Consider the following 17,622-nt stretch of genomic DNA (forward strand, 5'->3'; position numbering starts at 1 on the left):
TCGTGCCAGGTGCCACCGACGCTCGCTGCCGCTGGCCCGGACGGCTCACATCGGACAGGGCTACCGTCTGCGTGGACGGGCGACGACTGCTCGCCGCTCTCCACTCGATTGGACACGCTCATGCCGGACCGCTTGCGGTGGGTGCACGATTCTGCAGACCACTGGAACGTGTGGCTCGGCTCCGAGGTCGTCTGCGACGTCACCCGGACGGACCAGTTCACGGTGGACTCGCCGGACCACACGATCAACGGGGCGCACTCGTCGCTCGAGAGCGCTGCGGCGCAGGTGCAGGGCTGGGTGCGCTGGAGCGGACGCTAGGGCGTTGGTTCTTTTGTGATCCCGGGCTCGGACGTGGCCAGCTTGCTGTGCTTGCGTGAGTAGCCGAAGTAGACGCCCAGGCCGATCGCGAACCACACCGCGAACCGCACCCACGTCTCCCACTGCAGGAACGTCACGAGCCACAGCGACGCGATGACGCCGATGATCGGGATGACCGGCATGAACGGCAGCCGGAACTGCCGGTCGAGGTCGGGCTGGCGGTAGCGGAGCACGATCACCGCGGAGCAGACCACCACGAACGCGAGCAGGATCCCGATGTTCGTGAGCTCGGCGACGACGCCGATCGGCAGGACGCCGGCCAGGATCGCCGACGCGATGCCGAGGATCCAGGTCACGCGGGTCGGGACGTGGCGCTTCGGGTCGGTCTTCGAGAACCACTTCGGCATCAGGCCGTCGCGGCTCATCGAGAACCAGACGCGGCTGGCACCGAGCATGAACGTGACGAGCACCGTGACGATGCCGACGATGGCACCGATCGCGATGACGTTCGCGACGCCGCCCAGGCCGACCGAGGCGAACGCGGACGAGAACCCCGAGGCCGGGTCGATGTCGGTGTACTTCTGCATCCCGGTCAGCACCAGGGTCGCCAGCACGTACAGGACCATCGAGATGCCGAGGGACAGCAGGATCGCCTTCGGCATGTGCTTGCGGGCGTCGACCGATTCCTCGGCCGCGGTGGACATGGCGTCGTAGCCGAACACCGCGAAGAACACCGTCGCGGCGCCGGTCATCACGCCGCCGAAGCCGAACGGGAAGTACGGGGAGTAGTTCGCGCTGTTGATGTGGAACACCCCGAGCACGACGATCAGCACGACGAGCGCGACCTTGATGCCGACGGCGACGAACTCGAACCGGGCGGCGCTCCGGATGCCGCGGGTGAGCACGAACGCGGTGACCAGGCACAGGATGATCGCGAAGACGTCGACCACGTGGCCGTCGCCGGTGCCGGGGGCGCCGAGCATCCAGGCGGGCAGGTCGATGCCGAACTGGCCGACCAGGAACCCGACGTAGCCGGAGATGCCGATCGCGACCACCGCCACGATCGCCGTGTACTCGAGCAGCAGGTCCCAGCCGATGAACCACCCGACGATCTCGCCGAGGACCGCGTACCCGTAGGTGTACGCGCTGCCGGCCTTCGGGATCAGGCCGGCGAACTCGGCGTACGACAGCGCTGCGGCAGCACTCGCGACGCCGGCGACCAGGAAGCTGATGAGCACCGCGGGTCCGGCGACGCCGTTCGCGACGGTGCCGGCGAGGGTGAAGATCCCCGCGCCGATGATGCCGCCGATGCCGATCGCGGTGAGCTGCCAGAGGCCGAGGTGCCGTTTCAGGCCACCCTCGGCGCCGGTCTCGTCATCGATCGTCTCGATGGGCTTCCGTCGGAAGAGCGTTCGTGTCGTCGTCGTCACCCGCCCATGGTGCACCCTGCGGCGGCGCAGGGTTTTGCGCTCAGCGACAGTTCACGCGCCGCCGGGCCCGTGAAGTGTCGCCCACCCCGAAATGCGAGCACGCCCGCCCGCCCGCGCGTCCGCGCCCGCCAGGCCGGCCGCAGCCGTGCGGCGTAGAAAGGACCCATGCGCCATCCCACACGGATCGAACCCGGCCCCGGACAGGAATCCGTCTGGGACTACCCCCGTCCACCCGCGGTCGAACCAGTGACGGCCCGCGTGGTCGTCCGGCTCGGCGGCACGGTCGTGGCCGACACCACCGATGCCGTGCGGGTCCTCGAGACCTCGCACCCGCCGGTGTACTACCTGCCGATGGCCGATCTCGACCTCCGCCCAGCCCAGGGATCGAGCATGTGCGAGTTCAAGGGCCGGGCACGCTACTTCGACGTGGTCGGCGGGGACGGCACGGTCGCGAGCCGTGCCGCGTGGAACTACCCGACGCCCGAGCCCGGGTACGAGTCGCTGCGGGACCGCGTCGCGATCTACCCGTCGGCGATGGACTCGTGCGAGGTCGGCGGCGAGGTCGTGCAGTCGCAGGACGGCGACTTCTACGGCGGCTGGATCACGTCGGACCTCGTCGGGCCGTTCAAGGGCGCGCCCGGCACGCTCGGCTGGTGAGCCGGCCGGCGGCGCCGGGGAACGCGCTCTGCGTCGCGACCGCCCCGGCACGCGAGGGAGCGCGCGGGGCTGCCACGGGCCTCCCGGTCGACCGCGTCAGCGGTTCGCGTACGGCGACCAGAAGGGCGGTGGGAACGATCCACCGGTCGCGATCACGAGCAGCTGCCAGACGAGCATGACCAACCCGGCCGTCCCGATCACGATGCCGATCCACGACCACACCCGCACTGCGCGGCGACGACGGCCGGCGATCGTGATCGCGCGCCAGCCGCTCAGGACGCACACGACGCCGAACACCGCTCCGAGCAGCACGTGCCGGACCGTGCCCTGCGCCGGCACGATGAACCCGAGGTAGAACGCCACCGGGCTGAGCAGGACGGCGAAGGTCGCTGGGGCCGCTGGTGGTTCGTGGTCCCGAGAGGGTGCACCCATACGCCTGAATGTACCGAGCGGACCGGGTTCCGTACATGCCCGTCTGGCGGTGTCGTGCGGGTCCACCGCGCGGCGTCGCGAGCAGCAGCGTCCGGGAGCGGGCACGATGGACGCATGCGCTCCTTCGTCCGCGTCCTGCTCGGCCTGGCGCTCGTGTTCGCCGGCACGAGCCACCTCACCTTCGCGCGCGGGGAGTTCACGGCCCAGGTCCCCGACTTCGTGCCGCTGTCCGAGGACACGACCGTCCTGGCCTCGGGGGTCGCGGAGATCACCCTCGGGTCCGCGCTCGTGCTCGCGCCGAAGCCCGCTCGTCGGTTCGTCGGCACCGTCGCCGCGCTCTTCTTCACGGTGATCTTCCCGGGCAACCTGTCGCAGTGGGTGAACCGCCGCGATGCCTTCGGCCTGGACACCGACGAGAAGCGCGTCGCACGCCTGTTCGGTCAGCCGCTGCTCATCGCCGCGGCCCTCTGGTCCACGCGCGGGCGGCGGTCCTGATGGACACGTCCGCCCGGTCGGGTGCAGGGTCGGGTTCGGGTTCGGGTTCGGGTTCGGGTTCGGGTTCGGGTTCGGGTTCGGGTGTCGATCCGCTCGGGTCGGCTCCGGCACGTTTCGGACGGGAGGCCCGCCACCCCCTGGCAGACGGTCGTCGCGTCGCGGACATGGTCGCCTCCATCGCCCTGCTCCTGGTGCTCACGCTCGCCGCGCTGGCAGCGGGGTGGGGCATCAAGCTGAAGTCGCTCGCGTTCCTGTCGTGCGCGGCACCGGGGAACACGTGCAACGTCGGGCTCGGCGACTCGGTCGTGACGGTCGGGCCGATCCTGCTCGCGGTCGTGCTCGTCGCCTCGATCGTCGTGTGCGTCCTGCGGCTCGTGCGGCGGCGGGTGGCGTGGCCGGTGGTGCTCGTCGGGTTGGCCGCCGTGGTGGCCGTGTTCTTCGCGGCCGTTCTGCTCATCGAGAGCTCGGTGACGCGCGGCATCTGAGGGGCGCTGCCGTCCCGAGGTTCCGAAATCTCGGCATGTCGGCGCCCTGCTCGTCGAGATCTGGAACCTCGGCGATCAGCGTGCGGCATGTCGTGGAACCTCGCCGAGCCGGTCAGGTTCGGACTGGAGGCCCGTCCAGCGTCGTTCTCGCGCTGGTCGAACGCCAGCACGCGGTGCCCGGCGCGGACGGGGGCGCCGGGATCGCCGAAGTCGGACGGCTCGCGGCCTCAAGGCCGTCCTCCACAGGTGGCTGCGGTGGCGAGGTTGTCCACAGATGGACACGATGGCCGTCGGTGGGCGGGCCGGGTTCGCGACGCTGGAGGCATGCCTGACACCGAGATGCTCGACCGCCTGATCCAAACCCCCGTCCGAACCGACGACGACGTCGTCCAACTCGTCGCCGCCCTGGTCGACCGTCCCGTCCGACGGCAGTGCTGGGTCGTGTTCCTCGACGACCTCGGGATGTCCATCCCGTTCCTGATGCCCGTCGCCGACCTGCCCTACCAGCCGGACGAACACGTCAGCGACTTCGCGGCACTGATCTCCGACATCGTCGAGCAGCTCGGCGCCGTCGACGTCGTGTTGGCGTGGGAACGCCCGGGGATCGATCGGATGCACCCGGTCGACTGGGAGTGGGTCGACGCCTGCGCGTGCGCCCTCGACGAGCACTCGATCCGGCTCCGCGCCCAGGTCGTCGTCCACGACGGCGGAGCCGCGATGGTCGAGTTCGAGGAAGAGGTCGCCTCGTGACCGGTCAGCCCTGCGGGGCGGTGTCGGGCACGGTCTCGCCCGTCAGCCCCTCGACGACGGCCTTCGCGGCCGGCCAGGACTTCGCGTAGTGCTCCGGGTCCGAGTTGATCTGCACCGCGTGCGCCATCTGCGTCGGCGTCAACGTCTTCCAGCCGGGCACCTTGACGAGCTTCGCGTAGAACATCGACGCCGCCGTGTACGGGTCCATCCGCTGCTCGTACGTGCCCCACGCGCCGTTGTCGCGCTGCTGGAACAAGCCGCGGCTGTCCGGTCCCGCGGCGTCGCCGTGGTCCAGGTTGACCAGGCTCGACTCACCGATCGCGGTCATCACCCCGACGGCCTGCGTGTGCGGACCGATGCCGAGCGCCTTCGCCGCCCGGATCACCGCCGCGGCGTTGACCAGCCGGTCCTGACAGAACCCCGCGATCGGCCCGGCCGGCACGACCATGCCGTCGATGGTCTTCGAAGCGACCTTCGGGCACGTCGGGGTCGCATCGGCGGCGCTGGACTTCGCGATCCCCGCGATCGAGTTCACCGCGATGACGACGAGCACCACGACACCGATGCCGACGACCACGATGCCGGCGCCGAACACCGACGCGAGCGTGATGCCGACACGGCGCATGACGGGACCTCTCGACGGACGGGGCGGGGCAGGCGGAGCACGACGAGCGTACGGGCGCCGCCTGGGAACCGCACCCGCCCGATCGGGGGTCGCCACAGCGCCGTGACGGTTCCGGTTCACGAAACCCGGGGGTCGTGAACCAGAACCGTCAGCGCCCTCAGCGCTTGTTTCGTCGGCTCCTGCCCAATCCGCCGGCGGAGAGCGAGACCAGCGCGATGGCGGCGATGACGATCGTCCAGATGACGGCGGTGACGTCCATCAGGCGTCCCGGCTGTCCTGCGGCGGGTGCTGCACCTTCGTCGGTTCGGTGACCAGGCCGGTCGGCGCCTTCTCCGTCTGCTTGCGTCCGTGGGTGATCCAGGTGACGAACCAGAGGACCACGCCGAGCGCCAGCAGCGCACCGGCGATCTGGTACTGCTGCGGGTCACGGCCGGACGAGAACGGCAGCACGAGCCACAGACACGTGACGATGCCGATGACGGGGATGACCACACCGGCACGGAAGTGCTTGTGGTCGACCTTGTCGCGGCGCAGCACGAGCACCGTCAGGTTCACGACCGCGAACACGGTGAGCAGCAGGAGCGAGGTGGTGCCACCGAGGACGACCACGATCGGGGAGTCCGGGTCCAGGGACACCCAGCCGATGAGCAGGAGCGAGATGGCGGTGGTGAAGACGATCGCGTTCGAGGGGGTGCGACGGGTGGGGGAGATACGGGCCAGGAACCCGGGCAGCACGCCCTGCTTGCTCATGCCGTACAGCAGTCGCGACGCCATCATCATGTTGATCAGGGCGGTGTTGGCCACGGCGAACATCGAGATGAACGGCAGCAGGTCCGCGATCGGGAAGTCCGGCGCAGCGGTCTGCACGACGGTGACGAGCGGCGTCTCGTTGCCGGCGAGCTCACCGATCGGCACGACGGCCACGGCACAGATCGACACGAGCGTGTAGATCACCGCGGTGATGCCGAGGCCGGTGAGCATGACCTTCGGGAAGATGCGCGAGGGATCCTTCGTCTCCTCGGCCATGTTCACCGAGTCCTCGAAGCCGACCATCGCGAAGAACGCCAACGAGGTCGCCGTGGAGATCGACATGAGCAGGGTCTTGTCCTCGGGTGTCTCGAACATCACCACGCGCGAGAAGTCCGCGTTGCCGCCCGCGATCGCCCAGAAGCCGATCAGGATCACCATGACGAGACCGGACAGTTCGACCAGGGTGAGGACGACGTTCGTCTTCACGCTCTCGCTGACGCCCCGGAAGTTGATCGCCATGACCGCGAGCATGAAGCCCATCGCGATGAGCATCACCACCGTGTTCGGCAGCTCCAACCCGAAGCCGACCCCGAGGTTCGCCGCGAACGCCCGCGATGCCGTCGACGCCGACGTGATCCCGGAACACATCACGATGAAGGTGACGATGAAGGTGACGAAGTGGATGCCGAACGCCTTGTGGACGTAGAGCGCAGCACCCGCGGTCTGCGGGTACTTCGTGACGAGTTCGAGGTACGAGAACGCCGTCAGCAAGGCGACCGCGAACGCGATGAGGAAGGGGAGCCACGCCGCTCCTCCGACCTCGGCCGCGACCTGACCGGTGAGCGCGTAGACACCCGTGCCGAGGATGTCGCCGACGATGAACAGCAGCAGGAGCTTGGGACCGATGACCCTGCGGAGCTCAGGCTGCTCCTGCTTCGGGCGGTCCGTGTTGGTGGTGGTCATGCATCACCCTCTTCCGGGGGACACCACACTGTCCGCTTTCACAGGAAGCTCCCCGGTGATCGCAACATGCCCGTGAAGTGGCGGAGACGCCACCGATCACCGCGACAGGGCGTGCAGCTGCTCGGTGAACTGCTTCGCGCCGCCCTGCGCCGGGTGCCGCACCGCGGTCGCGTCGATGCCGGCCAGCGCGAGGGCTCCCTGCGCCTTCCGACCGACGGCGACGACCCGGACCCGGTCGACACCGCCGAGCGCCTCGAGCAGTGCGAGGGCGACGGGTGCTCCCGAGCGAACCTCGGCCGGACGTGGCGTGCGGTTCGTCAGCCGATCCGGTGCCGCGAACGGGTGGTGCGGGAAGATCGCCCACGCCACCGGCAGCGGGCCGCTCCAGTCGGACAGGGCCGCCTGCACGACACGCGACGAGGCCTCCCACGGGGCGGTCGGCTCCGGCGGCACGAGGTAGTCCGCGCCGAACCGTTCCGTCTCGAGCTCACGCATGCTCGTGAACGGGATCCCCGTGTTCGTCATGCCCCGCCACCCGGGTGCCTCGGCGACGAGCAGCGTGTCCGCCGTCGGCCCGAGCCGCTCCAGGTAGCGCTGCAGGTTCGCCCGTCGCAGTCGTCCCTCGGCCGACCTGACGTCGTACAGGGCCTCGGCGTCGGACTCGACGGGCACGGCGTCGAGCGCGGCCCAGAACGCGTCGAACGCCGTCACCTCACGATCCGACCCGCGACCCGCGGCCGAGCACCCGGCGGTACACGTCCTCGAGCCCCGACGCCGACCGCTCCCAGCTCAGACGCTCCGCGTGCTCCCGCCCGGCGGACGCCAGCCCGGCGGCGTACCCGGTGTCCGTCAGGATCCGCTCGATCTCGGCAGCCCACACCGACGGTTCGCGGGACTCGAGCACGACGCCCGTCTCACCGTCGACCACCGCCTCGCGGAGCCCCCCGGCAGCCGCGGCCACGACCGGCACCCCGGACGCGGAGCCCTCCAGCGCGACGAGCCCGTACGTCTCGGAGTGCGACGGCACGAGCACGGCTGCCGAGCCACGGAACAGGAACGCCAGGTCGGCGCGCGACTGCGGACCGATGAAGGTGACGCGGTCGGCGATGCCACGCGCGGCGGCGAGCCGACGCAGTTCGTCCACGTAGTCGCCTGCCTCGCTCGAGGCGTCCCCGGCGATGACCAACGTGGGACGGGCCTCGTGGCTGATGCCGGCGATCGCCTCGATGGCCAGGTCGAGCCCCTTCAACGGCTGCACGCGAGCCGCAGCGACGACGTAGGGGACGGACGCGCGACGCGCGCCGACGGCGGCGGGGCGGAAGACCGACCCGTCGACCCCCGGCGGCACGATCCAGATGTGGGAGTCGGGTCCGCCGAGCCGGGTGCGGACGGTCGAGGCCTCGGCTTCGGAGACCACGACGACCGCGTCGGACTCCCGTGCCAGCAGTTGCTCGCCCGCGATGCGCCCGGCGGACTCGGGGCGCTCGCCCTCGGACAACGGGGTCGTGGGGTCGGCGGCGATCGAGTGGAACGACTGCACGTGCGGGATGCCACGCTCACGGGCGACCGGCAGGGCCGCGGCACCGGAGAACCAGTGGTGCGAGTGCAGCACGTCGAACGGGCCGAGCTGCTCGAGCTCGTGGCGGAACGGCTCGATGAACGCGTCGTGTTCGCCCTTCGGCACCGGCTCGGCCGGACCCGCCGACAGGAACCGCAGGCACACGCCCGGCACCAGCGAGACCGAGTCCGGCTGCGTCGGCGCCGACCGTCGCGTGATGATGTCGACGTGGTGACCGCGGTCGGCGAGGGCCTCGGCCTGGTGGCGGACGACGACGTTCATGCCGCCGACCTCGCCCGAGCCGGGTTCGTCGCCGGGGGAGGTGTGCAGCGACACCAGCCCGATGTGCAGGGGTTCGCTCGTCGTGCTCACCGGTCAACCCTAGCCGCGCGTGCCCCGCTGCGACGGGCGCGCGGGCGCCACCACGACGGGCCGGCGGCCCGCCTCGTCCACCGGGTCGGACGGGAGGCTCGGGTCCGCTCCCAGGATCTGCACACGCTGGTCGCCGTGTCGCTCCCAGAACGCCGCCGTCCAGGCACACAAGGCGCCGTCGAGCAGGTCCTCGCGGTGCTTGTGCGTCGGACCGTGCAGCACCGACGGGTCGGCGAGCCGCTGTGTCAGGGGATGGGAGTCGAGCTGCAGCGGCGGGTCGAGCGGGGTCTCGCGCAGCCGACGGACCAGCTCGTCGAACGCCTCGGCGCGGCGAGCCCGGGCCTCGGCGGCGGGGATCCGGAGGTCGAGTCGCTTGTACCGGGGCCGCTCGACGTCGTACCCGAGCTCCTCCACGCCGACGAGTGTCGTGTACGGGTAGCACTCGAACATCGCCGGACCGGTCCTGGCGTGCATCGACGCCGTGTCGGACACGTACTCGACACCGAGCGCGGTGAGCCGGTCCAGCAGGCGGGCGCCGGCGCTCGCCGCAGAGGCCTGGTTCGTCGGGTTCGCCGCGACCTTCCACCGGCCGTAGCGCTGCCCGACCTGCCGTTCCGATTCGCGGATGCCGGTCGGGTTCGTCACGACGAGCGAGGCGTCGACGGCGATGAGCGACCGCGGCCCGAGGTGTTCCGCGATCCAGGTCGTGACGTCGTCGACCCCGCGGGCCCAGCCGGCGTCGGTGATCGTGCCGTCGGCCTCCATCGCGACCAGCCCGGTCTCGTTCGGGGCGCGGCTCGCGGTGCCGAGCCCCCACGCCAGGTCCACTCCGAGGTACGTGCTCACCCGTCCATCGTGCACCGAGTACCTTCCGGGGCATGGCGAGCGAGGCGACGACGGTGCGGGTACCAGGGCCCGACGGCGACCGCGAGGTCCGGATCAGCAGCCCGTCGCGGGTGCTCTGGCCTGACGCCGGTATCACCAAGCTCGACCTCGCCGAGTACCTCGTGACGGTGGGTGACGCCTTCGTCCGGGCCAACGGCGACCGGCCGATCTCGCTGCAGCGGTTCCCCGGCGGTGTCGACGGCGAGCAGTTCTTCTCGAAGAACCCGCCGAAGGGCGCTCCCGACTACGTGCGCTCGGTCACGGTGACCTACCCGAGCGGCCGGAAGCACCCGCAGCTCGTGGTCGACGAACCGGCCGTCGCGGTGTGGGCGGCGCAGATGAACACGGTGGTCTTCCACCCGTGGGCCTCACGGGCGGAGGACAGCGACCACCCGGACCAGCTCCGCATCGATCTCGACCCGCAGCCCGGCACGGACTTCTCGGACACGGTGCCGGTCGCGCAGGAGCTCCGCAAGGTGCTCGACGAAGCCGGTCTGACGACCTGGATCAAGACGAGCGGCAACCGCGGGCTGCACGTGTTCGCACCGATCGCTCCCGAACACGAGTTCCTCGACGTCCGGCATGCCGTGATCGCCGCCGCCCGCGAACTCGAGCGGCAGATGCCCGACCGGGTCACGACGGCGTGGTGGAAGGAGGAGCGGGGCCAGCGGGTCTTCGTCGACTTCAACCAGGCGAACCGCGACCGCACGATGGCGGGGGCCTACAGTCCGCGGGCGTTGGCGCACGCCTCGGTGTCGACGCCGATCACCTGGGACGAGCTGCCGACGGCAGACCCGACGACCTTCACGATCCGGACGGTTCCGGAACGCCTGGCGACGATCGGCGATCCATGGGAAGCCATGCACGACGAGCAGGGGAGCATCGCTCGGCTGCTGGACTGGTGGGAGCGCGACGTGGCGAACGGCGACGGTGAGCTGCCGTTCCCGCCGGACTTCCCGAAGATGCCCGGCGAGCCGCCGCGCGTCCAACCGTCACGCGCGAAGAAGCGCTGACCGAGGCCAGCCCGGTCCGAGGCTCAGACCGCGGGCAGGGCGTCCGTCGAGCGGTCCGGGTCGTCGACGCGCGAGGTCTGCATCGGCAGGCCGATCGTCGCGGTTCGCAGGCGGGTGAGACGCGACCACGTGGTGCGGTGCGCGTCGCTGATGCCGTCGACGATCACGAGCCGAGGCCGATCGTGACGAGGGCGAGCGCCGTGGCGGTGACGCCGGCGATGGCGCTGATGACCGCGCTCAGCTGCAGGGTGCGCTGGCGACGTGCCTCGCGCACCTCGGTGAAGGGGTTCCGCTGCGAGTGGCGGACAAGCGTGCTGGTGCTCATGTCGATCCGCTTTCGGTCCTGGGGCTCCCGGGATGGGTGCTCCGTGCTGCTGATCACCATGCTGGCAGCGTTTCGCTAGTTCGGCTAACTACTTTCCGTGGAATGCCGTGAAGACGTCGAAAAACGGACAATCCCGCGTCAGGAGAGGACATCACGCAGGTCGTACGCCGACGGCACCTCGAGCTGGTCGAACCCGCACGACGATGCGTCGCGATCCGGTCGCCACCGCTCGAACTGCACCGTGTGCCGGAACCGGTCGCCCTCCATCTGGTCGTACCGGACCTCGAGGACCACCTCCGGCGCCAGCCGGACGAACGACGTGTCGCGACCCGACGAGAACCGCGACCGTTCCCCGTCACCGGTGACGGGCCTCCCGTCCGCATCGCGCAGCACGACGGGCTCGAGCTCGTCGACCAGGGCGAGCCGACGCTTGTCGGAGAAGGCGGAGACGCCGCCGACCTGGCGGAGCTCGCCGTCGTCGCCGTACAGCCCGACGAGCAGCGAGCCGACGCCCGAGCCGCTCTTGTGCACGCGGTACCCGATCGCGACGACGTCGGCGGTCCGGTGGTGCTTGATCTTGAGCATCGTGCGTCTGCCCGGTTCGTACGGCTTCGCCCGCGGTTTGGCGACCACGCCGTCGAGGCCGGCGCCCTCGAAGGTCGTGAGCCACTCGCGGGCCCGGTCGACGTCGAGCGTGGTGCGGGTGACGAACAGGGGGTCGGCGAGGTCGGCGGCGAGCGACTCGAGGCGCGACCGTCGCTCGTCGAACGGCAGGCCGACCAGCTCGTCGCCGTCCAGCGCGAGCAGGTCGAAGGCGACGAACTGCGCGGGCGTCTCGGTGCTGAGCTTCGCGATCCGCGAGGCCGCCGGGTGGATGCGTTGCGACAGCGCCTCCCAGTCGAGCCGTTCGGCCCCCGGCTCGCCGGAGCGCAGGATCACCTCGCCGTCGAGGACCACGGGGTGGTCGCGGCCGCCGAACTGCGCGCGGAAGGCGTCGACGAGTTCGGGGAAGTAGCGCGTGAGTGGCTTCGCGCCGCGGCTGCCGATCTCGACGTCGTCGCCGTCGATCGTCACGATGCCGCGGAAGCCGTCCCACTTCGGCTCGTAGCGCAGCCCACCCGTCACGCTGTCGGGGTCGGGCACGTCGGCGACGGCCTTGGCGAGCATCGGTGCGATCTCCATGCGTCGTGTCTACTCGGGCGCGGATGCGCAGCGCCGCGCGCTTCGGACGGGAGGCCCGGATCGCGCTGGGCGGGTCGGCGCGCGTCAGTAGGGTGGTGCGGGTGACGACCGTGCCCCCGTCGGCAGCGCCGGCCCCGGAACCGATCAGGCCGGAACCGATCAGCCCCGTGCAGGCCGCCGCGCTCCGCGACGGCGTCCTGCCGCCCGTGGAACAGGTGCGGCCGGGCATCTGGACCTTCGCGGTGCCGTTCCGGTTCGGCGTGCCCGATGCGACCCTGGTCTACGTGGTGGAGGGGTCGGACGGCTCCCTCGCGCTGATCGACCCCGGGTGGTCGGCCGACGGCGGGCTCGACGAGGTCCGCGCCGCACTGTCGGCGATCGGACGGTCGCTCGACGACGTGTCCCTCGTCGCCGTCACGCACCTGCACGCCGACCACCTCGGTGCCGCCGCCGCGATCCGCCGATCGACCGGGGCCCGGGTCGCGATGCACGGACTCGAGGTCGACGCCCTCGACCGCGAGCGCTCCGACGCCGCGCGGAACGACGCCGACATCGCCACGTGGGGCCTGCCGCCCGAGCTGCACGACGGCGTCGTCGCGGCCTGGGGGAGCGGGCGGCGCATCGGCCTCGGGCGGAGCGAGGAGCCGTACGCTGACCTGCTGCTGGCCGACGGCGACGTGCTCCCGATCCCCGGCCGCACCATCCGGACGCTCTGGACGCCCGGGCACACCGCCGGCCACGTGTGCTTCGTCGACGAGGCGGACGGGCTGCTCTTCACCGGCGACCACGTGTTGCCACGGATCAACCCCGGCATCGGACTCGGCGGACGCACCGACACGAACCCGCTCGGCGACTACCTGGCGTCGCTCGGACTCCTCGACCCGTACGCCGGTCTCGAGGTCTGCCCCGGCCACGAGTACCGGTTCGCCGACGTCGTCACCCGCGCGCAGACGCTGGTGCGGCACCGCGAGGAGCGTTCTCGGCACGTCGCCGACGCCCTGGACGGGCTCGACCGGCCGACGCTGTTCGAGGTCGCCGCACGCGTGCCGTTCAGTGGCGGGATCGAGTCGATGACCGGGTTCCTGCTCGCGAGCGCCCTGACGCAGACGGCGTTCCACGCGGAGCTGCTCGGTCGTTCCGACGAGATCCGTCCCGCCTGACCGTTCAGCCGAGCGTGGTGGCCAAGCGCTCGATCGTGGTCTTCGCGTCGGCGAACTCGGCGGATGCGTGCTCGGCGAGCGGCGCCAGGTCGGGCAGCCGGTCGGCCAGGGTCGCACTGACCGTGATCGGGTAGAGCTTCATGCCGAGCGCGGTGCCGAGGATCAGGTGCAGCACGGGGGAGCCGTGGTCCCAGTCCTCGGTCGGGGTGCCGGCATCGTAGGTCGCACCGCGGCTGACCACGGTGACGACCGGTCGGCCGGCCAGGGGCTGCACGTCACCCGCCAGCACGCCGGGGACGTGGATGCGGTCGATCCAGGCCTTGAGCGTCGACGGCACCGTGTAGTTGTACAGCGGCGCACCGACGACCACGACGTCGGCACCGAGGAGCTCGTCGATGACCGCTTGGCGGAGCGCCTCGGCCTCGGGTGCCACGGACTCGTCGGCGGTGCGGTCCGCTGCTGCCCAGTGCAGCGCCGAGGTCTCGAGGTGCGGGAGCTGGTCGACGTGCAGGTCGCGCCGGACCACCGTGTACTCCGGGCCGCGGGCACGCCAGGCATCGGCGAACGCGGCGGTGAGCGCGCGCGAGCGGGAGTGGGCGAGGTCGGCGGACGAGTCGATGTGCAGCAGCGTGGGCATGGTGCCCACGCTACCGACGGTGGAACGGAAACGGCCCCGCCGCCCCGGTGCGGGGTCAGGCGGGGCCGAGCCGGGCCTCCCGTCCGTCACGCGGGCACGCGACGGACGAGAGACGAGGGAGGCCGTCAGCGCTGGTCGAACGTCAGCGCTGTGCGCGGCGACGACGCAGGGTGCGGGCGCCGATGAGGCCGGCGCCGGCGACGAGCAGGCCGAGGGCCCAGGGCAGGGCGCCGGTGGCGTCCGAGCCCGTGTAGGCGAGCTGCCCGCCGCGGTTGGTCGGGGTGACCGGGGCGGCTGCGACCGGGGTCGTCGGGGTGACGACGGTGGCGGCGGTCGGCTGGACCTCGACGGGGAACGACGTGCTGAACGCGCCGGCGGCGACGGTCAGGTTGTGCGTCGACGCGTGCGGGAACGTGACGTTCACGAGCCCGTACTCACCGAAGTCGGGGTCCGGAGCGATGACGTCACTGGCGATGTCCGACGTGACGGTCGGCAGCAGGACCGGAGCGTCCTCGTCGTCGTCGACGATCGGGTTGCCGTAGCGGTCGACGAGACCACCAGCGACGACGAGCGTGCCGCCCTGCTCGATGGTCGGGCGACCACCCTCGATGAACTCTTCGGGGCTCAGGGTGATGACGCTGCCGTCAGGCTCGATGATCCAGGTCGTCCGGTCGTCGCTGTCGTCGTCGTCGAACAGGCCTGCGCGGTCGGTCGTGTAGACCATGATGCCGGCCGGGGCACCGGCCTCGACGTTCAGCGCGACGTACTGCGTCACCGATGCGGTGCCGCTGGTCGCGGTGACGGCGAAGTCCCACTCGGAGACCCACGTCGTGACGCCGCTCAGCTCACCGGTCGACGCGTCGAAGGTCAGGCCGTCCGGCAGCTGATCGGAGGGGAAGTAGCCCTCTTCTTCGTTCTCCGCGGCGTTCTCGGCGTCGTACGACTCGAACCAGTCGAGCTTGTACGTCGGCTCGGGCGAACCCTGCGCACGGAACGTGTACGAGAACGTGTCGCCGGCGGCGGTGCTCAGTGCGAGCGGGTGGTCGGCGTCGGCGCCGGCCTTCGTGGGCTTGCCGTCGGTGCCGAGGAACGCGGGGTCCTGGGTGACCGGGGCGGTCGCCTCGGACGTCACCGCGGTGGTGTCGGTCGCGTCGGGCAGCATGCCGGTCACCGTGACGGTGATCGTCTTGCGCACGTCGGTGGGGTCGATGCGGTAGGTCGCTGTCTTCGACAGGACCGCGCCGTTCTGGTCAGCCCAGACGTACTTGTACGAGGAGTCCTCGTCGAAGCCGGTCACGACGGCGCTCAGGAGCGAACCGACCTTGGCCGCACCGTCGATGGTGACGGTCGCGTCGGCGGCCTTCGCCGTGACGTCCGGGGTCGGCGTCGCGGTCGGCGCCGGGGTCTCGGCGGCCGGAGCCGTCGTCTCGGGCGCGGCCGGCTCGTCGTCGGGGGTGGTCGCCTCGTCGGTCGGCGCCGGGGTCTCCTCGGCGGGGGCCGGGGCGTCGGTCGAGGCGTCCGAGGGGACCTCGGTCGGAGCGGGCGTCTCGGTCGTGTCAGCGGGGGCCGGGGTCTCGGCCGAGGTGACGGGCTGCGTGGAGTCGATCGGCTCGACGGCGCTGGCTGCGGTCGCGGACATGATGCCGAGCCCGGTGGTCAGGCCGACGAGTGCGACGGTGGTGCCGACGGCGCATGCGCGACGGACGGCGGAGGTGCTGCGGTGCACGGGTTCCCCCCAGGGTGAGGTCCGGCTGGGTGGCCGGATCGTGAGAATCTGCCGAGAATTTCGGCGCTCTCGGATCGTAGCGGTGCTGCACGCCCGTACAGGCGACGGTGACCGGAATGTGACCATGCTTGGGGGTCCGTGCGGGAACCCGCGACGGACGGGAGGCCCGTGGCGGATCCGCCACGGGCCTCCCGTCCGTCATCCGGCGCGGTGCACCGCGTCAGGCGCGTCGGCGACGCAGCCGGTGGACGAGCAGGCCGCCGCCGGCGGCCAGCAAGCCGAGCGCCCAGGCGAGCGGGCCGGACGTCTCGGCGCCCGTGTAGGCGAGGGTGCCGGTTCCCGAGCCGACTGTCGGGGTCGTGGTGCCGACGGTCGCTGCCGCCGGCTGCACGTCCACGTCGAACGAGGTCGAGACCCCGTCGAGAGCGACCGTGATCGTGTGCGGCGACGCGTGCGGGAACCGGACGCGAGCGTTCCAGGGATCGGTCGGGAACGAGACCTCGTCCGAGGAGACGCTGCTCGTCACCTTCGGCGTCGCGCCGTCGTGGTCCTCGGTCGGGTTGCCGTACGCGTCGAGTGGCGTGACCCGGACCGACATCGTCGCGCCCTGCGCTGCCGGCACAGCGTCGACCGGGTTCGCATCGGGGCTCTCGGCGAAGATCTCGCGCAGCCCGTGTTCGCCCGTCTGCCAGGCCTGGCCCGTCCCGATGACTCCGATGAGCAGCTCGAGGTGGGCCGTGGCGGCCGGACGGATGGACAAGTGGACGTACTGCGTCGCCGCTCGGGAGCCGTTCAGCGCCATGACCTGGAAGTCGTACTCACCGGCCACCGTCGGGGCGCCGCTGAGTCGGCCGGTCGCCTCGTCCACGGACAGGCCCGACGGAGCCGTCGGGTACGCATTGCCCGGCACCGGGAACGCAGTCGGACCGCTGAGCAGGATGTAGTGCAGCTCGCTCGACGACCCCGTCGCGGTGAAGGTCCGGTCGACCGTGTCACCGGCCGTGGTCTCGATGCGGATCGGGGACTCGGGCGTCGACTGCTCGCCGAACGTGATCACGTCCGGCGTCGCGGCGGGGGAGACGGTGAGCTCGACGTACTCGGTGATCTGGGTCGAGCCGCTCAGGGCGACGACCTCGAAGCGGAACGTGCCGGCCTCGGTCGGGGTGCCGCTCAGCACGCCCGTCTCGACGTTGACGCTGTAGTCGGTCGGCCCGGCTTCGGACGACGGGGCGTCCTGGATGGCGTAGCCCACGGTGCCGTTGCCGCCGGTGGTCTCGAACGTGTGCGAGAACGGAGTCCCGACGGTGGCGGTGAGGGCGAGCGGGGCGTCCTCGGTCGACGGCTCCGTGAACGCGAGGTCGCTGCCGTCCTCGGCGGCGGGTGCGTCCGACTGGGCTGCTGCTTCCGTGGGTGTGGGTGTGGGTGTGGGTGTCGGCGTGGCGTCGTCGGCGGGAGCCGCTGGCAGTGGGGTCTCCGACTCGTCGGCGGGAGCCGGCGTCGGGTCGGTGGTCGGGCCTCCCGGCTGCTCGTCGGCTGCGTCGGTCGGGACGGGCGTCTCGGGTGCGGCAGATGCGGCGGGTGCGTCGGTGGCGACGGGTGCGGCCGGTGTCGCGGTGCTCGTCGCCGCCGGTTCCTCGGCGGCGACGGCGGTCGATGCGCCGATGCCGAAGGCGGACGACGCGGCGACGATGGCGACCGCGGCGCCGATCGCGGCGACGCGACGCGTGGTGGACGTGCAGGGCTGGGACGTGCTGGGCCTGTTCATGGGATCCCCCTCGGATGCCGGACGGGGCACCGAAACGTGCCCTCATCCAGGAGATGTCGTCGATCCCACGATCCTGACAGTCGGTCAGGTCTCG

20 protein-coding genes are annotated in these 17,622 nt (G+C 71.3%); 7 read left to right on the plus strand and 13 right to left on the minus strand.

Going from position 1 to position 17,622, the window contains the following annotated elements; genetic code table 11:
- The first annotated feature begins 120 nt into the window (after positions 1 to 120).
- Positions 121 to 318, plus strand: a complete 198-nt coding sequence (locus tag ITJ59_RS17130; RefSeq protein WP_194652513.1) for a hypothetical protein — start codon at positions 121 to 123, stop codon at positions 316 to 318.
- Here the strand turns inward: ITJ59_RS17130 and ITJ59_RS17135 are convergent.
- Positions 315 to 1,748 carry an amino acid permease gene (locus ITJ59_RS17135; protein ID WP_194652514.1) on the minus strand — a complete coding sequence of 478 codons (1,434 nt, stop codon included), beginning with the start codon at positions 1,746 to 1,748 and terminating at the stop codon, positions 315 to 317. The genes ITJ59_RS17130 and ITJ59_RS17135 overlap by 4 nt on opposite strands.
- Positions 1,749 to 1,913: 165 nt before the next feature.
- On the opposite strand from ITJ59_RS17135, the gene ITJ59_RS17140 reads away from it, so the two are divergent.
- Positions 1,914 to 2,405: a DUF427 domain-containing protein gene (locus ITJ59_RS17140; RefSeq protein WP_194652515.1), complete on the plus strand. Its 492-nt coding sequence runs from the start codon at positions 1,914 to 1,916 to the stop codon at positions 2,403 to 2,405.
- Between the two features lie 96 nt (positions 2,406 to 2,501).
- Here the strand turns inward: ITJ59_RS17140 and ITJ59_RS17145 are convergent, their stop codons facing one another.
- Positions 2,502 to 2,837: a hypothetical protein gene (locus tag ITJ59_RS17145; protein WP_194652517.1), complete on the minus strand. Its 336-nt coding sequence runs from the start codon at positions 2,835 to 2,837 to the stop codon at positions 2,502 to 2,504.
- 114 nt (positions 2,838 to 2,951) lie between these two features.
- Here ITJ59_RS17145 and ITJ59_RS17150 point away from each other — a divergent pair, with 114 nt between their 5' ends.
- From ITJ59_RS17150 to ITJ59_RS17160, 3 genes are all read left to right on the plus strand, one after another.
- Positions 2,952 to 3,332, plus strand: a complete 381-nt coding sequence (locus ITJ59_RS17150; protein ID WP_194652519.1) for a hypothetical protein — start codon at positions 2,952 to 2,954, stop codon at positions 3,330 to 3,332.
- Positions 3,333 to 3,496: 164 nt separating this feature from the next.
- Positions 3,497 to 3,817, plus strand: a complete 321-nt coding sequence (locus ITJ59_RS17155) for a hypothetical protein (RefSeq protein ID WP_194652521.1) — start codon at positions 3,497 to 3,499, stop codon at positions 3,815 to 3,817.
- Between the two features lie 324 nt (positions 3,818 to 4,141).
- Positions 4,142 to 4,567, plus strand: a complete 426-nt coding sequence (locus ITJ59_RS17160; protein WP_194652522.1) for a hypothetical protein — start codon at positions 4,142 to 4,144, stop codon at positions 4,565 to 4,567.
- A gap of 4 nt (positions 4,568 to 4,571) precedes the next feature.
- Here the strand turns inward: ITJ59_RS17160 and ITJ59_RS17165 are convergent, their stop codons facing one another.
- From ITJ59_RS17165 to ITJ59_RS17185, 5 genes are all read right to left on the minus strand, one after another.
- Entirely contained in the window at positions 4,572 to 5,192 is a 621-nt protein-coding gene (locus tag ITJ59_RS17165; protein ID WP_194652524.1) for a hypothetical protein, read from the minus strand.
- A gap of 258 nt (positions 5,193 to 5,450) precedes the next feature.
- The gene (locus tag ITJ59_RS17170; protein WP_194652526.1) at positions 5,451 to 6,905 is read right to left on the minus strand and encodes an APC family permease; all 1,455 of its coding nucleotides are present in this window, start codon (positions 6,903 to 6,905) and stop codon (positions 5,451 to 5,453) included.
- A gap of 96 nt (positions 6,906 to 7,001) precedes the next feature.
- Complete coding sequence (locus ITJ59_RS17175; protein WP_194652527.1) at positions 7,002 to 7,616, minus strand: uracil-DNA glycosylase; 615 nt, start codon at positions 7,614 to 7,616, stop codon at positions 7,002 to 7,004.
- A 1-nt stretch (position 7,617) separates the two neighbouring features.
- Positions 7,618 to 8,835: a glycosyltransferase gene (locus tag ITJ59_RS17180; protein ID WP_194652529.1), complete on the minus strand. Its 1,218-nt coding sequence runs from the start codon at positions 8,833 to 8,835 to the stop codon at positions 7,618 to 7,620.
- Positions 8,836 to 8,844: 9 nt separating this feature from the next.
- Positions 8,845 to 9,681 (minus strand): DUF429 domain-containing protein, encoded by an 837-nt coding sequence (locus tag ITJ59_RS17185; protein WP_194652530.1) that lies wholly within the window; start codon positions 9,679 to 9,681, stop codon positions 8,845 to 8,847.
- A gap of 32 nt (positions 9,682 to 9,713) precedes the next feature.
- On the opposite strand from ITJ59_RS17185, the gene ligD reads away from it, so the two are divergent.
- The gene (gene ligD / locus ITJ59_RS17190; protein ID WP_194652532.1) at positions 9,714 to 10,733 is read left to right on the plus strand and encodes a non-homologous end-joining DNA ligase; all 1,020 of its coding nucleotides are present in this window, start codon (positions 9,714 to 9,716) and stop codon (positions 10,731 to 10,733) included.
- Between the two features lie 23 nt (positions 10,734 to 10,756).
- On the opposite strand, the gene ITJ59_RS17195 is transcribed toward ligD, so the two are convergent.
- From ITJ59_RS17195 to ITJ59_RS17205, 3 genes are all read right to left on the minus strand, one after another.
- A complete protein-coding gene (locus ITJ59_RS17195; protein ID WP_194652533.1) occupies positions 10,757 to 10,900 on the minus strand; it encodes a hypothetical protein in 144 nt (47 codons plus the stop codon).
- The gene (locus ITJ59_RS17200) at positions 10,897 to 11,058 is read right to left on the minus strand and encodes a hypothetical protein (protein ID WP_159573681.1); all 162 of its coding nucleotides are present in this window, start codon (positions 11,056 to 11,058) and stop codon (positions 10,897 to 10,899) included. The genes ITJ59_RS17195 and ITJ59_RS17200 overlap by 4 nt, the downstream gene beginning before the upstream one ends.
- 138 nt (positions 11,059 to 11,196) lie before the next feature.
- Positions 11,197 to 12,240: an ATP-dependent DNA ligase gene (locus tag ITJ59_RS17205; protein WP_194652535.1), complete on the minus strand. Its 1,044-nt coding sequence runs from the start codon at positions 12,238 to 12,240 to the stop codon at positions 11,197 to 11,199.
- A 101-nt stretch (positions 12,241 to 12,341) separates the two neighbouring features.
- Between ITJ59_RS17205 and ITJ59_RS17210 the strand changes: the two genes are divergently transcribed.
- Entirely contained in the window at positions 12,342 to 13,400 is a 1,059-nt protein-coding gene (locus ITJ59_RS17210) for an MBL fold metallo-hydrolase (protein WP_194652536.1), read from the plus strand.
- 4 nt (positions 13,401 to 13,404) lie between these two features.
- Here ITJ59_RS17210 and ITJ59_RS17215 read toward each other — a convergent pair whose 3' ends face one another.
- The 3 genes from ITJ59_RS17215 to ITJ59_RS17225 all read right to left on the minus strand — a co-directional run bounded on the left by ITJ59_RS17215 (position 13,405) and on the right by ITJ59_RS17225 (position 17,528).
- The gene (locus ITJ59_RS17215; RefSeq protein WP_194652537.1) at positions 13,405 to 14,037 is read right to left on the minus strand and encodes an FMN-dependent NADH-azoreductase; all 633 of its coding nucleotides are present in this window, start codon (positions 14,035 to 14,037) and stop codon (positions 13,405 to 13,407) included.
- A 142-nt stretch (positions 14,038 to 14,179) separates the two neighbouring features.
- A complete protein-coding gene (locus ITJ59_RS17220; RefSeq protein ID WP_194652538.1) occupies positions 14,180 to 15,763 on the minus strand; it encodes a putative Ig domain-containing protein in 1,584 nt (527 codons plus the stop codon).
- Between the two features lie 220 nt (positions 15,764 to 15,983).
- A complete protein-coding gene (locus ITJ59_RS17225) occupies positions 15,984 to 17,528 on the minus strand; it encodes a putative Ig domain-containing protein (protein WP_194652539.1) in 1,545 nt (514 codons plus the stop codon).
- Positions 17,529 to 17,622: the final 94 nt, after the last annotated feature.

This window comes from Curtobacterium sp. VKM Ac-1393 (genome assembly GCF_015350995.1).
GTDB lineage: Bacteria > Actinomycetota > Actinomycetes > Actinomycetales > Microbacteriaceae > Curtobacterium.